The sequence below is a fragment of the Streptomyces sp. NPDC087270 genome (genome assembly GCF_044744625.1).
Lineage (GTDB): Bacteria > Actinomycetota > Actinomycetes > Streptomycetales > Streptomycetaceae > Actinacidiphila.
This window is the reverse complement of sequence record NZ_JBIUYR010000004.1, coordinates 463,244-478,060: the sequence shown is the minus strand read 5'-3', so window position 1 is coordinate 478,060 and position 14,817 is coordinate 463,244. Positions and strand designations below refer to the sequence as shown.

11 protein-coding genes are annotated in these 14,817 nt (G+C 73.0%); 3 read left to right on the top strand and 8 right to left on the bottom strand.

Features of this window, described 5'->3' with window-relative positions:
* Positions 1-134: 134 nt before the first annotated feature.
* The 5 genes from ACIPAE_RS11205 to ACIPAE_RS11185 all read right to left on the bottom strand — a co-directional run bounded on the left by ACIPAE_RS11205 (position 135) and on the right by ACIPAE_RS11185 (position 5,485).
* Entirely contained in the window at positions 135-263 is a 129-nt protein-coding gene (locus tag ACIPAE_RS11205) for a hypothetical protein (protein WP_328465940.1), read from the bottom strand.
* A gap of 60 nt (positions 264-323) precedes the next feature.
* Entirely contained in the window at positions 324-1,070 is a 747-nt protein-coding gene (locus ACIPAE_RS11200; RefSeq protein ID WP_329367596.1) for a DUF4232 domain-containing protein, read from the bottom strand.
* Positions 1,071-1,345: 275 nt separating this feature from the next.
* Positions 1,346-2,632 carry a cytochrome P450 gene (locus tag ACIPAE_RS11195; protein WP_402444431.1) on the bottom strand — a complete coding sequence of 429 codons (1,287 nt, stop codon included), beginning with the start codon at positions 2,630-2,632 and terminating at the stop codon, positions 1,346-1,348.
* Between the two features lie 349 nt (positions 2,633-2,981).
* Positions 2,982-4,952, bottom strand: coding sequence for an acyl-CoA dehydrogenase (locus ACIPAE_RS11190; RefSeq protein WP_402444429.1), 1,971 nt, complete (start codon positions 4,950-4,952; stop codon positions 2,982-2,984).
* A complete protein-coding gene (locus ACIPAE_RS11185; RefSeq protein ID WP_402444427.1) occupies positions 4,949-5,485 on the bottom strand; it encodes an EF-hand domain-containing protein in 537 nt (178 codons plus the stop codon). Before ACIPAE_RS11185 ends, ACIPAE_RS11190 begins: the two co-directional genes overlap by 4 nt.
* Before the next feature lie 253 nt (positions 5,486-5,738).
* Here ACIPAE_RS11185 and ACIPAE_RS11180 point away from each other — a divergent pair, with 253 nt between their 5' ends.
* Entirely contained in the window at positions 5,739-6,290 is a 552-nt protein-coding gene (locus ACIPAE_RS11180) for a YciI family protein (RefSeq protein ID WP_402444424.1), read from the top strand.
* 245 nt (positions 6,291-6,535) lie between these two features.
* Complete coding sequence (locus tag ACIPAE_RS11175) at positions 6,536-7,642, top strand: DUF4232 domain-containing protein (protein WP_402444423.1); 1,107 nt, start codon at positions 6,536-6,538, stop codon at positions 7,640-7,642.
* 54 nt (positions 7,643-7,696) lie between these two features.
* Here ACIPAE_RS11175 and ACIPAE_RS11170 read toward each other — a convergent pair whose 3' ends face one another.
* On the bottom strand, positions 7,697-10,813 hold the full coding sequence (locus ACIPAE_RS11170) for an SNF2-related protein (RefSeq protein WP_402444420.1): 3,117 nt from the start codon (positions 10,811-10,813) through the stop codon (positions 7,697-7,699).
* Positions 10,814-11,196: 383 nt separating this feature from the next.
* On the opposite strand from ACIPAE_RS11170, the gene ACIPAE_RS11165 reads away from it, so the two are divergent.
* The gene (locus ACIPAE_RS11165) at positions 11,197-12,207 is read left to right on the top strand and encodes an ADP-ribosylglycohydrolase family protein (protein WP_402444418.1); all 1,011 of its coding nucleotides are present in this window, start codon (positions 11,197-11,199) and stop codon (positions 12,205-12,207) included.
* Positions 12,208-12,240: 33 nt separating this feature from the next.
* Here the strand turns inward: ACIPAE_RS11165 and htpG are convergent, their stop codons facing one another.
* Together htpG and ACIPAE_RS11155 are read right to left on the bottom strand one after the other, a co-directional pair.
* Positions 12,241-14,208 (bottom strand): molecular chaperone HtpG, encoded by a 1,968-nt coding sequence (gene htpG / locus ACIPAE_RS11160; RefSeq protein WP_402444416.1) that lies wholly within the window; start codon positions 14,206-14,208, stop codon positions 12,241-12,243.
* 144 nt (positions 14,209-14,352) lie between these two features.
* Positions 14,353-14,808 (bottom strand): DoxX family protein, encoded by a 456-nt coding sequence (locus ACIPAE_RS11155; protein WP_402444508.1) that lies wholly within the window; start codon positions 14,806-14,808, stop codon positions 14,353-14,355.
* Positions 14,809-14,817 lie beyond the last annotated feature (9 nt).

Sequence of the window (14,817 nt, the reverse complement as noted above, 5' to 3'; positions counted from 1 at the left end):
GGGGGGGGGGGGGGGGGGGTGGGGGGGGGGCGGCGGGGGGGGGGGGGGGGGGGGGGGGGGGGGGGGGCGCCCCCCCCCCCCCCCCCCCCCCCCCCCCCCCCCCCCCCCCCGCCCGGCTCCCTGAGGGATACGGATCAGTTCGTACCGCGGCTGAAGACCCCTGCCTCCAGCGCCGAGGCGCCCACGTCGCCCAGGACGACCACGTGGAAGACCGCGCCGGCGACAGCGGCCACGAAACGGGAGATCTTGCGGGTGCTGCGCATGATGTGTCACCTGTCCGATCGGGTTTGCGGGACGCTGCTGCTCGGGGCTGTTCGCCGGGGTCACCAGGCCAGGGCGAGGTCCATCGTCTGCTGCCAGTAGGTGGTGGCGAGGGAGTCGTCGATGTAGACGCCCTTGGCGGGCAGCGGGGGGTGGGCGGCGGTGCCGACGCTGCCGACGCCGGAGCGGCCGGAGAAGTAGACCTCCAGGCTCTTCACGGTGCGGCCGTTCGTGCCGCTGCCGTCGCTCGCGGACAAGGCGACCGAGGCGTAGCCGGACTGGCCCGGCTCCAGGGTGACCACGGCCTGCGGCACGGAGTCCTTGATCACCGGCGGCACCGCCTGCGCGCCGGTGAACCGCAGCTCCGGGTAGTTGTAGAGGTAGCACGTCTTGCTGCCGGTGTTGGTGACCGTGAGCAGCATGTGGTTCACCGGACGGTTCAACGGGGCCGCCACCACCTTCGTGTCGGAGCCCTGGCACGTGACCGGCTTCCCCGAGGCGGCCGGGACCTTGGTGGGAACACCCTTCGCCGCCGGCCGGGTGGCACCGGACCCCGCCGACGGCTTGATCCCGGACGGCGCCGTGGTGGCCGGCGCGGACACGCCGTCAGCGGAACCCGCGGCCGTGGAACCCGCCGCCGAGGAAGCGCCCGCCGAAGGCGCCAGGGTCGCCGAGACGTCAGCCGTCGAAGCACCCTCGTTCCTGCTGCCCGATCCGTCGTCACTGCACGCGGTCAGGGAGAGCGCGGCGAGCACGACGGTCGCGGCGGCACCTACGAGGCCAAGACGGGGGTTGCGGATGCTGAACATGTGGGAGTTCCTCTTTCGCCGTTCGAGTGGCTGTGTTGCTTGGATGACCAGAGCTTGTGGGGTGACCTGTCCCAGCCGCCATGCCTGCCGGGCAGTTGGGGACACTGGAACGCCAAAAGCCCATCTGACCAGCGGAAATACGGTGCCCCTGGAACGCCGGAACGGGACGCCGCGGGTTGCCGGCACGACCGCGGGGCCCCTCGCGGGGTACGGCTACGGCCGCGGCAACGGCGAAGGGGTCGACGCCCGGACCGGCGCCGCCCACCCACGCGACCTCACCGGGTGGCGGGCGGTGGGCGGCGGCGGTGGAAGCGGACGCGGGCGCCGTGGGCGGGGACGAGCGTGACGGAGAGCAGCCGCGCGGATTCCGGTGGGCCCGCGGGGGCGGGGACGGCGCGGGCGAGGATCTCCGTGAGGACCGTCTCGATCTCCAGCTGGGCCAGCGGCGCTCCGACGCAGCGACGCAGGCCGCCGCCGAACGGCGTCAGGGCATACGGCGGCGGGTCCGCGTCAAGATGGCGTCGGGGCTGGAAGGCGTGGGGACTCGGCCACAGCCGGGGGGCGAGGTGGACCGGTGGGAAGAGCGCCGCGACGAAAGCGTGCCGCGGCACCGGGCGGCCGGCGAGTTCGGTGTCGTGGGCGGCGGTGCGGATGGCGTAGAAGACGGCGGGGCGCAGCCGGCTCGACTCCTTGACGGTCGCCTTGAGGAGCCGGTCGGAGCCCGCGTCGAGATCCGCGATGAGGGCGTCGCGTGCGGTGGGGTGGTGGGCGAGCAGGTGCAGGGTCCAGGCGATGGTGGTCGCGGTGGTCTCGTACCCGGCCAGCACCAGCCCGGTCAGCTCGTCCAGCAACTCCTCGTCGTCCAGGCCCGCGCCCTGCTCGTCCCGGGCGTCGAGCAGCAGGGACAGCACGTCGTCGCGGCCGGAGCTGTCACCGCCGTCGGCGGCGCGGTCGGACCGGGCGCGGCGCCCCGCGATCTCCGCCCGCGTCAGGTCCCTTACGGTCGCGCGCAACCGGTTGAAGCGACCGCCCGGCGACAGCGGGCCGAGGTCCCGTTGCCACGGCTTCGGCAGGAAGAGCACGGCGAGGTTGTCCATGCCCACGAACGCGGTCAGCGCCCGCCGGAAGACCGCGGCCCGGCCCGGGTCGGTCAGGCCGAACACCACGCGCAGGATGACGTCGAGCGCCAGTCGCTGCGCCCACGGGCGGACGGGTACGCCGTCGCCGGTCAGCAGCGCCGGCAGCCCCGCGTGCACCAACTCCCGCATCCGCTGGGCCCACCGGGTGATCCGGGTGCCGTGGAAGGGCGGCAGCAGGAGCTTGCGGTGGCGCAGGTGTAGGGGCGGCGGGGTGCAGATCAGTGAGCCCGCGCCGACCGCGGGCCGCAGCAGGGCGGCCCCGTCCCCGCCGACGAACCGTTCGTGGTCGGTCAGTACCGCCCGGTTGACCTCGGCGTCGGCCGCGCACACCAGGCCCGCGCGGTACGGGAAGGTGCGGACCGAGAAGACCGAACCCAGCTCCCGGCGCAGGGCGAGTCCGTAACCCAAGGGGTCGAGGAGCATACGGCCCGTCTGCACGGCGCGAGGCGCCCTCGGCGCGGGCGGAAACCGCCGCGGGTCCCACCGCGGCTCACGGCTGAACGCGTTGCTCATGGCGCGCGAACGCTCCTCAATCGGCTCACGGGTGTACGTCGTTCGGCCCACCGGCAACGGGCATCCCCGCGGCGGCGAACGCACGGCGGTCCGCCGACCGCAATCGGCGGACCGTCGCCGGCAGCCGTCGGCCGGCAGACCGCGGACCGCGGGCCGCGAGCGCGGGCCACCCGGCAACGGAAGGCGCGGGCAGGCCCGGCCCCGCATCCACCCGGCGCACGCCTGGTTCACGTCCGGTTCGCCCGGGCTCCCGCTTGCCTCAGCCCACGACCACCGCCTGCCACGGCCCTGCCGGGTCGTCGTACGCGGCGGCGTAGCCCTCCGTCGCGATCGGCGCCTGCAGGATTCCGTCCGGGACCGCGAACGCCTCCACGAGCGCGAGTGCGTGCGGTGCCAGGTCGGCGCTGATCCGGTCGACGGCGGGGCGCAGTTCGCGGACGGCTTCGGCGGTGAGGTGGCCGTCCGCGAGGAGCGTGCCGGCGTGCGGGGCGAGGCGCTGGAGCGCGAACAGCCGGAAGAGCTGGTCGAGCACCCCGCGCGTGGTGGCGTCGCCGACCCGGCCGACCGCGGCCAGGTACGCCTCGGCGGCGCGTCGGGTGCCATACGCGTCGACGAGTTCCAGCGCCGGGTTCACCGTGTGGTTCCAGCGGTCCAACGGGTCGGCGCTGGGCAGGCCGAGCCGGCTGCGGGCGTGCTGGAGGCACTGCGACTCGTGCCGTACGAGCAGGTCGAGGAGGTGATGGGAGTCGGTCGGCGGGCCGGCGGACGCGGCGCGGTCGGGCGGCGGCGGACGGTAGCCGCGCCCGGTGAGCATGTCCGCGGCGGCCTTGGTCCAGATGACGAGGTTGTCCCCTTCGGCGGTGATGGTGCTCTCGATCGGCGCGAACAGGTCGACGACGCGGTTGGCCGACAGCAGGCCCTGGGCACCGCAGCGTTCCCGGCACTCGGTCACGATGTCCCTGGACTGCCAGGTGATCCAGCCCTTCGCCGCCGCGACGAGGACCTCCGCATCGGCGGCCTCGGCGACATCGACGACGGCGGCCTCGACCCTGGTGCCGCGCCCGGCCGCCCCGGACCCGGCCACCACGCGGTCGTCCCCGCGTCCGCAGGCGTGAACGGCCTCGCGCAGCAGGAACGTCGCCGCGTACGCACGCGCCACCGCCCCGAGCAGCCTGGTCTGGTGGCAGCGGTAGGCGAAGACGGGAACGCCGGTCCTGCTGGCGGGCGCGAACGTGTGCCGGCGATGCCCGTACCGCACGGCGACCGTGAGCGCTGCCCGGGCGCCGCCCAGTGCCGCCGCGCTCAGGCAGAGCTTGCCGGTGGTCACGCGCTGGATGGACCGCAGGAACCGGCGCCGCCGGCTGCCGACCGCACTGTGGAAGGTCCCGTCGGCGGTCAACTCGGCGTGGTCACCGGCCAGCAGCGCGGTCCGGGGCACGACCACCCGGTCGAACGACGTGATGGCGTGGTCGACGGCCGATCCTGGTATCTCCGAGAGCGGGCGCACCCGGATGCCGGGAAGCGGCCCCCGCTCGTCGCGCAGTGGCACGAGGAAGAGGAACACGCCGCAGTCCTGGCCGCGGACGATCAACCTGGCCGCCACCAGACCGCTCTTGCGTCCGCCCGCGGAGCCGGTGTTGGGCATGAACTTCTGCGCGCCTGCGGTGGGGGTGTGCAGGACGAAGTCGTCCGTCTCCGGCCGGTGGGTCGCGGTCGTCTCCAACTCGGCGGCGTTGTTGCCGTAGCCGAGTTCGGTGATGAGAACGGTGCCGTACTCCCGGAGGCGGGTGAACGGCGTCGGGTCGATCGCGTGCTCGCGGTCGAGACGCAGGAGGCTGCCCAGGAAGAGGTTGTAGTGGACGGTCGCCAGGGTGGTCAGGGTGCCGTCGACCATTCCCAGCCATTCGTGCAGCGCGACCAATCGGTCCGTCGCCGTGACGAGTTCCTCGACCGAATCGACTTCGTCGTTGACGGCCCGTAGCCGCGTATATGCGAGTTCGGCACGCTCAGGAATCGACAAGCCGTCCTGGTATCGGAATAAGCGCCGGGAGAGAACCTCCGTCCATTGCCGGTGCAGGTCGTCGAAACGCCCGTCGAAGAGCACCTCGGTCAGCAACTCCGCGCGCACCGCGCCTCCGGGGTCGGTGGCGCCGTCGGCCGTACGCTCCGAGGTGCCGCCGCCGGTGCGCCCCTCGGGCAGCCACGCGGCCGCCGTGCGGGCGGGGTTCACAGGGGGCCGAAGAGCTGATGACTCGCGCTGTTGGCCGGGTCCTCGTCGCAGTAGTACTGGGTGGCCGCGGTCATCAACCGCGCCAGCGTCAGCGTGCCGTCGGCGCCGCCGGCCAGACGCTCGAAGGTCGCGCCCGCGTCGCCCTCGGGGACGCCGATGGCCGCCACGACCGCCGCGAACTCGTCCCTGCTGACCAGCCCGTCGCCGTCGCGGTCGGCGAAATGGAAGCCGGCTTCGTAGAGCGGGCCTATCAGCGTGTCGAAGTTTTCGCTCACGTGTCGCACGGCCTGGCGGAACTCGGACTTGTCGATCCGGCCGTCCCCGTCGGTGTCGGCCGTCGCGCGCAGCGCATGCCAGTAGTTCAGCATCTCGTCGGCATACCTCTGGCCCTTCGCCGCGGTGCGCTCCTCACCGAACGAGGCCCGCACGCGGTCGGCCATCAACACGAAGTCGTCCTCCGCGATCACGCCGTCGCCATTGACGTCCAACAGCGAGAAAAGCCGTTCGTACTTCTGGTCCAGCAGGGCCCCCATAACGCTCCTCCACCCCTTCAGTTCGGATATTCCGCCACACCATGAATTTTCCCCGTGCATAGGCGGAATCAACCCCACTCGATCGAGTGAATCGGCCCTCCAGAAATCCCGCGGGACGAATTGCGGCGCCTACCGGACGACCGGGGCCGGGCGTGGCGACGCTGCGGCACGGCGAAACCGCCCGGCACGGGCTCGGCGCCGCGGAACGACAATCCGCTCGACCAGGGCGGCCGGCGGAAGGGACCCTGGGGGCATGGAGTTCCTCTGCTACCACCGCGATCGGCCCGGTTCCCTCACGCTGCGCGACGAGTTGACCGAAGCGCACTGGTCCTACATGGACCGGTACGCCAAGGAGCTGATCGCGCGCGGCCCGACGCTCGCCGACGACGGTGACACCCCCACCGGCAGCGTGCACATCGTCGACCTGCCCGACGTCGCCGCCGCCCGCGCGTTCGCCTTCGACGAGCCCAACTACCAGGCCGGCGTCTACCGTGATGTGCTCCTGCGCCGATGGCGCAACACGCTCGGGCGCACCATGTGGGACTTCCCCGGCGGCCGCACCGGCGGCAACCGCTACCTGGTGATCGGCCTCGGCGCCGGCGAAGCCGCCGACCTCACCGCGCCGACCGACCGGCACGAACTGATCGCCTACGGGCCGCTGTTGTCCGACGACGCCGCCGGTTGGCTGGGCACCGCCGCGCTGCTGCGGGCGCCGGACCCGGCGACGGCACGCACCGTCCTCACCGCCGGCCGCTACGCCGACATCGAGGTCCACGACTGGCAGTTCGGCGGCCGCCCCTCGTGAACCGAGCCGACCTCCGGGCGTCGCGCCCAGGCCGCCGCTGACCGACAGCGTCCCGGTCCCCGCTGACCGACAGCGGCCGGTCACCGCCCTGCCCCCTGCCGCCCTGCCCTACACTTCCGGGCGTCGGTCGCGCCCGAGGACGTCCCAGGAACGTCCCAGGAACGTCCAGGGGACTCCTGAGGACGTCCCCGAGGACGGCGACCCGCCGGCCGACGGGGGCACGCGGACCACCCGGGGGGAAAGTCATGCGCAAGGCACGTCAGTTGGGGACGCTCGCGGTGGGGATGGCCGCGCTGGCCGTCGCCGTCACGAGCTGCGGGAACCAGAGCGGGGACGACGGCACCGGAAGCACGGGGACGCCGCCGACGACGGCCCCGCGGGTGTCCGCGGCAGCGACGTTGGAGCCCGACGGCACCGTGCCGTGGGTGGACGAACCGGCGACGGACGCCGATTTCAGGGCGCCCAGCGCAGCCCCCGCACCCGTCACCGGGCCGACCTGCCACGCCTCCCAACTGACCGGCGCCCTCACCCGATGGATACACAAGAGCACCAACGGCGAGGTGAACGACCCGATCATGGACGCCTCGTTGTTCGGCTACGCGGTGCTGACCAACACCTCGCACACCGCGTGCAAGCTGCAAGGCATCCCGAAACTGCGGCTGGCGGTGGGCGGTACCACGGTCCCGCTCCCGCACAGCGGTTCACGATCCCGCCCGGCGGTCGGCCTGCCGCCGGGCGGCAAGGCGAACTTCCGCATCGACTGGGGCGGCCCCTACTGCCCCACGCAGCACGGCACTTACACCCTCGACGCCGATCTGCCCGGGGCGGGCGACGTCGCGGTGCGGCTGATGGACCAGACCGTGCCGGGGTGCGTCCACGACGACCTGCACCCCCAGGTCACCTCGTTCCTTTCGCCGGGACCGCTCTCCGACGGCGACGGAAACACGGACCCGCGCCCCGCCACCTCCACGCTGAGCACGCTCACCGCGCGCGCCACGGACGTGCCGAAGAGCGTACGGCTCGGCCGACCGGTCGACTTCACCGTCACGCTCACCAACCCCACCGGCAAAGCCGTGTCGTTGGCCGGACGCCCGGGCTTCACCCTGGAGGTCCTGTGCACGGGCACGCAGGGGCGCGAGGGACTGAACAACGGCGGCAAGTCGTACCTGCTCAACAACCGTGCCGTGCACAGCGTTCCCGCCCACGGCTCGGTCCGGTTCGCCGTCCGGGCGACCATCCCGCAGGCGTCGTCCTTCCCCGGCCCGAACCTGTACATCAACTGGCGCATGCTCACGAGGGGGTTGCCGAGCGGCCTGCCCTTCGTGTCGCTCACGCTCCCCACCGGGGCATGAGTCAACTGCCCTTGCACCCCAGACCCGTTCGACGCGCCGGCCTGGCGCGGCGGGTCATGCCCGCCGACCGCGCAGAGCCACCAGTTCGGCCAGCTCGCCGTCGCTCAGCTCGCTGAACGCCGCCTCGCCCGATCCCAGTACGGCGTCGGCGAGTGCACGCTTCTGCCGCAGCAACCCGGCCACCCGCTCCTCCACCGTGCCCTCGGCGACCAGCTTGTGGACCTGCACCGGCTGGGTCTGCCCGATCCGGTAGGCCCGGTCGGTGGCCTGGTCCTCCACCGCCGGGTTCCACCAGCGGTCGTAGTGGACGACGTGCCCGGCGCGGGTGAGGTTCAGACCCGTGCCGGCGGCCTTCAGGGACAGCAGGAAGACCTTCGTGCCGCCCGACTGGAAGGCGTCCACCATCTGCTCACGCCGTCGGACCGGGGTGCCGCCGTGCAGGAGCAGGCTCGGCACGCCGCGTTGGGCGAGATGGCGCTCGATCAGCCGGGCCATGGCCACGTACTGCGTGAAGACCAGTACCGACCCGTCCTCGGCGAGCACGGCGTCCAGGAGTTCGTCCAGCAGCGCCAACTTCCCCGACCGGCCGGCCAGTTTCGCGCCGTCCGGCTCCTTCAGGTACTGCGCCGGGTGGTTGCACACCTGCTTCAGACCGGTGAGGAGCTTCATCACCAGCCCGCGCCGGGCCATGCCGTCGGCGCCCTCGATCTCGGCCATCAACTCCCGTACCAGGGAGCCGTACAGCGCGACCTGTTCCCTCGTGAGCGACACCGGCTGGTCCGTCTCGGTCTTCGGCGGCAGCTCCGGAGCGATACCGGGATCGGACTTGCGCCGCCGGAGCAGGAACGGTCCTACCAGCGAGGCCAGTTGGGCCGCGGCCTGCGCGTCGTGGTCGCCCTCGACGGCCCGGGCGTAGCGGTCGCGGAACGAGCCGAGGGTGCCCAGCAGTCCGGGCGTGGTCCAGTCGAGCAGCGCCCACAGCTCGGACAGGTTGTTCTCGACCGGGGTGCCGGTCAGCGCGACCCGGCCGCACGACGGAATGCGGCGCAGCGCGCGGGCGGTGTGCGCGTGCGGGTTCTTGACGTGCTGGGCCTCGTCGGCGACCAGCAGTGACCAGGGCCGCTCGGCGAGGAGTTCGGCGTCGCGGCGCATCGTGCCGTACGTGGTCAGCACGAAAGCGTCGTCATCAAGGCCGGCCAGTTCGCGGCCGGGGCCATGGAAGCGGCGTACGGGCACGGTCGGCGCGAACCGGCGGATCTCCCGCTCCCAGTTGCCCAGCAGGGACGCCGGACAGACCACCAGGGTGGGGCCCGCGGTGGCCTTCCGCTCCTGACGGCGCAGGTGGAGGGCGATCAGCGTCACGGTCTTGCCCAGGCCCATGTCGTCCGCCAGGCACGCGCCCAGACCGAGCGAGGTCATCCGGTGCAGCCAGTTCAGGCCGCGCAGTTGATAGCCGCGCAGGGTCGCCGCGAGCGCCTTCGGCGGGCGGTGCGGCTCCCGCGCGGCGCGCGCCTCGGGGTCGGCGATCCGCGCGCGCAGCTCTTCCAGCAGGGCACCCGCGGCGACCGGGACCCGCTCCCCGTCCACCTCCACGTGGCCGGTCAGCGCCGCGCCCAGCGCCTCGATCGGCGTCAGCGACGGCCCCCCGGCCCGGGCCGCGGTCCGCAGGCGCCGCACCAACTCCCCGTCCACCAGCACCCATTGGCCGCGCAGCCGGACGACCGGGCGGTGCGCGCGGACCAGCCGCTCCACCTCGTCCGCGGTCAGTTCCTCGCCCCCGAGGGCGACCCGCCAGCGAAAGTCCAGCAGCCCGTCGGAGGTCAGGAAGGACGCGGCCGAAGAGGTCGTGCTCCGGGGGCGGTCGCCGGACGGCTCCAGGACGCCCGTCGCCGTCAGCCGTCGGACCAGGTCCCCGGGCCAGTGCACCGCCACGCCCGCTGCTGCGAGACGCTCGGCGGTACGGCCCAGCAGGTCGCGGGCCTCGTCGTCGCACAGGTCGAGTCCGGTGGGGGCGGTGGACCCCGACAGCCCTGCGAGCGGCGGCCATACGCGCGATGCGCGCCGCAGCGCGAGCCGGGTGTCCGCCAGGGCCCGCACGCCGAAGAGTTCGGGCGCCGCGGCCGTCCCCGCCCAGAGGTCGGCGGCGTCCGTGAGCACCGACGGGTCCGCCAGGCTGTGCAGTTGGACGACGGCCCGGAAGGAGCCGGCGCCGGGCCCCTCGTCGTCCTCGACGCGTCCCTGGGCTTCGGCCTCGCCCAACCCGCCTGTATGCAGACCCTCTTGGCCGCTCGGACTCTCGCCGGAGAGGCCGCCGGCGACCACCTCCAGCCGCAGCGACACCCGAAGGGCCGCCTCGCGAGCGCGAGCAGCCCCGTCGGCCTCCTCGTCCTCAACGGCCGCCGCCCCGGCGCCCTTCGCCACCTCTCCGGCCGGGGTGCGCCGCTCCGGCGCCGGGCGCGCCTTCCGCACAGACGCAGCCGCCGCGAACGGCGACCCGCCCGCCACGTGCCGGGCAGCCGGCGTACGCGTCAGCGCGTCGGCCACGGCGTCCAGGAACGCCCGCAGCGTCGCCTCGGCCGACGGAAGCGCGAGCGGCGAGCCGCCCGACACCGGTACGGCGCGGGCCTCGGGCGGCATGGCGGCGGCGAGGGCACCCAACCGGTCCTCGTCCGCGCCGTCCAGCGGGCCGACCCGCCACACGTCGAAGCCCGCCGGCGACCGCTCCGACCGCGACCGCCCCCGCGCCAGCAGGCTCAGTCCCAGCGTGGCCGCGGCCCCCCAGAACGCCATTCCTGCCGACGCCCGTCCGCTCGCGCCCAGCGCCCGGCAGCGGGTCAGCAGCGGTACGGCGTCGGCCACCGTCACGCTCACGGCACCCGCCCGCACGACCGGCGCCGGCTCCGCGCTCCCGGGCTCCCCCGCCGGTCGGACCAGCGCGTGCCACTCCGGCTCGACGCCCAGATCCGGCGGCCCACCGCCCGGCGTCCAGAACGCCACGCGCCCCCGCCGGGGCGGATCGGCGGGAAGGAACATCGCCTCCCCTGCGGCCAGTTCCGGCAGCGCCCCGAACAGCCGCGCACGCTCCACCGCGACCGGCTCGGCCACCTCCTCGGCACCGGCCGGCCGCGCGGGGACGCCCGCATCCACGCCCACCGCCCAACGCCCTGACACTCGCACCACCCTCGAAGCCCGCCCGTCCCCTCGCCTACCAGATCGCCGCCCGACGCCCCCAGCCACGGCCGGCACACCGCCGTCCCCGTCCCCGCACGTCCAAGCTATCCACCAGCACGGACACCCCTGCCGCAGCGGCATCCCGCGAGCTCCGTACAGCCCGCGCCCGCAGCAGCCCCGCAGCCCGTACCCGTACCCCCTTACCCGGTACCGGCCGTGCTTCCGGGCCACCCCGAGGCCCGTACGCGCCGCCCGCGCTCGCCGCCCGTACGCCCCGCGTGGCCGCCCCGACCCCTCGGACCTCGACCTCGCACCCCTCACCAGCCCCGCAGCACCTCGCATGCGGTACACCTGAGAGCAGGCACAGTACGGGAGGGGGCCGCGTGAAACAGGCGGCGACAGGAACGTTGACAGGTCTGGCGCTCGGAGACGCCATGGGCTTTCCGACGGAGTTCAACACGATGGCGCAGATCGAAGCGAAGTGCGGCCCATGGCGCACGATGCCGCTGCCGCTCTCCTCGGGTCGGGCCTACGTCACCGACGACACGCAGATGACGCTCGCCCTCGGCGAGGGGCTGGTCGAAACGCTGGCCGAAGGGCCGCTGACGGCAGCCGGGTTGGAGCCGCCGGTTCGGGCGCGCTTCGTCGAGTGGTGCTTCTCGCCGGAGAACAACCGCGCGCCGGGCACGACGTGCCTGCGCGCCTGCGAGGTGCTGAGCCGGGGCGGCACCTGGCAGGCCGCCAGCGAGATCGGCTCCAAGGGGTGCGGGGCGAACATGCGGGTCGCGCCGCTCGGCCTGATCCCGGGGCTGGACCGCCAACAGCGCTCCGGCGCTTCCCAGTTGCAGTCCGCGCTCACCCACGGCCATCCGACCGCGCTGGCCGCGAGCGACCTGACCGCGCACGCCGTCCAGCTGCTCGCCGAGGGCACCCGGACCGCCGAACTGCTGCCCGAGCTGCGCGCGTACGCCCATGACAGCCGCGGCCACTACCCCGCCGACTGGCTCGGCGACCTCGCCGACCGCGCGCACGACGCCGACCCCGTGTCCTTCGCGGCCCGCGGCTGGGACGAGTGCCTGGCCGTACTGGACCGCGTCGAGCGTGCGCTGCGCTCCCCCGATCCCGAGACCGACCCGTGCGCGGCCACCGGTGCCGGGTGGATCGCCGAGGAGGCGCTCGCCACCGCGCTGTACTGCTTTCTGCTGTTCCCCGACGACCCGCCCGCGGCGGTCCGGCGGGCCGCGTACTCCTCCGGCGACTCCGACTCGATCGCGGCCCTGGCCGGGGCCTTCGCCGGCGCCCACCACGGCGCCGGTGCCTGGCCGGCACCGTGGGTGGACGCCATCGAATACCGCGAACGCCTGCTGGCCCTGGGCGCCGCCTGGGACGTCTGACCCGACGGTGAGCGGCGCCCTGGACGGCCGGTTCTACAGGCTGCGCTCGAGGCGCTCGGCCATCAGCTTCACGAAGCGCGCGGGGTCGGCGAGTTCGCCGCCCTCGGCGAGCAGCGCCATGGAGTGGACGAGTTCGGCCGTCTCCTGGAGTGCGGGGTCGTCCTGGCGCTCACCGTGCGCCCGGTTGAGGCCGACGACCAGGGGGTGCTTCGCGTTGAGTTCGAGGATGCGCTTGACGCGGGGCAGCTCCTGGCCCATGGCCCGGTAGATGTTCTCCAGGGCCGGTGTCACGTCGTTGGTGTCGGAGACGATGCAGGCGGGCGAGACGGTGAGGCGGGAGGAGAGCCGTACTTCCTTGACCTCGTCGGCCAGTCGGGCTGTCATCCAGGTGAGCAGGCCGGCGAACTCCTCCTGCTGCTTCTCGCGTTCGGTGCCGGCCTCCGCCTTCTCCTCGTCGGTGCCGAGGTCGACCTCGCCCTTGGCGACCGAGCGGAACTGCCGCCCGTCGAACTCGGGCACGGAGTCCACCCACACCTCGTCGACGGGGTCGGTGAGCAGCAGCACCTCGATCCCCTTGGCCTGGAAGGCTTCCATGTGGGGCGAGTTCTCGACGGCCTGCCGGGACTCGCCGGTCACGTAGAAGATGTGCTCCTGGCCGTCCTTCATGCGCTCCACGTACTGCGCCAGGGTGGTCAGTTGGTCCTTGTCGTGGGTCGTGGCGAAGGAGGACGCGCCGAGGATCGCGTCGCGGTTCTCGACGTCACCGAGCAGCCCCTCCTTCAGCACGCGCCCGAACTCCCGCCAGAAGGTGGCGTACCGCTCCGGTGCGGAGGACATCATGTCCTTCACCGTCGACAGCACCTTCTTGGCCAGGCGGCGGTGGATCAACTGGATCTGGCGGTCCTGCTGGAGGATCTCGCGCGACACGTTGAGCGACAGGTCCTGCGCGTCCACGACGCCCTTGACGAACCGCAGATACGGCGGCATCAGCTCTTCGCAGTCGTCCATGATGAACACGCGCTTCACGTAGAGCTGCACACCGCGCTGGTAGCCCTGCATGAAGAGGTCCTGCGGGGCGTGCGCGGGAATGAACAGCAGCGCCTGGTACTCGAAAGTGCCCTCCGCCTGGAGGCGGATGACCTCCAGCGGGTCGGTCCAGTCGTGGCTGATGTGCTTGTACAGCTCGTGGTACTCGTCGTCGGTGACCTCGTCGCGCGACCGGGCCCACAGCGCCTTCATCGAGTTGAGCACCTCGGGCTCGGCCGCCTCCGCGACGTCGCCTTCCGCGCCGGCCTCCGCGCCGCCACTCTCGGCATCCGTCTCAGCCGCGGACGGCACCGGCGGCACCTGCGGCGCGGCCATCCTGATCGGCCAGGTGATGAAGTCCGAGTACCGCTTGACGATTTCGCGGATCTTCCACGTCGAGGTGTAGTCGTGCAGCTGGTCCTCGGAGTCCTCCGGCTTGAGCCGCAGCAGGATCGAGGTGCCCTGCGGCGCGTCGTCGACGCTCTCCACGGTGTACGTGCCCTCGCCGTTCGACGTCCAGCGGGTGCCCTGGCTCTCGCCCGCCCGCCGGGTCAGCAGCGTCACCTCGTCGGCCACCATGAAGCTGGCGTAGAAGCCGACGCCGAACTGGCCGATCAGGCCCTCCGTCGCCGCGGTGTCCTGGGCGTCCTTCAGCTCCCGCAGGAACTTCGCCGTCCCCGAGTTCGCGATGGTGCCGATGAGTTGGACCACCTCGTCGCGCGACATCCCGATGCCGTTGTCCCGCACGGTCAGCGTGCGGGCCTCCGGGTCGGCTTCGAGGGCGATGTGCAGGTCGGAGACGTCCACGCCGAGGGAGTCGTCGCGGAGGGCTTCGAGCCGCAGCTTGTCGAGCGCGTCGGAGGCGTTGGAGACGAGTTCCCGCAGGAACACGTCCTTGTTGGAGTAGATCGAGTGGATCATCAACTGGAGAAGCTGGCGCGCTTCCACCTGGAACTCGAACGTCTCTGTCGGCATTGTCCGTTGGTCCTTCGCAGATCACCGGGTGACGGGTACTGACCGAAGCACTCTAGATCAGCCGCTCCGCCCGCAGCCCGCGGTCCGGCCAACAGCCCCGCAGGCCGGGTGCCTGCGGGGCCGTCGGTCGGGCCGGACCACCGGTCAGGCGCGGGCGCCGATCTGGGCCCGCCGCTTGGTGGTTGCCGGTGCGCCTCCGGGGAGGGCGGGGGCGAGGTAGTGGTCGAGGGACAGGGGGCCGGGGCCGGCGAACACGATGAGCAGAAGGGTCCAGCAGAACAGGACCGCCGGTTCGCCGCCGTTCTGGATCGGCAGCAGTGCGTGGTGCTGGTGGATGTCGAAGTAGGCGAAGGCCATGGAGCCGGAGCCGACCAGGGCCGCCACGCGGGTCGCCAGGCCGGTCAGGACCAGTGCCCCACCGACGAGTTGGATGACGGCCGCGTAGCCGCCCGGCCAGCTGTCCGCGGCGATCCGGTGGTCGCCGAGCGTCCCGAACAGCGACGCGACACCGTGGCAGAGGAAGAGCAGTCCGACCACGGCACGGAACAGGCTGAGCGCGTACGGCCGAGCCTCGTCGAGCCGGGCGACCGGCGCCGGCACCGGAGCCGG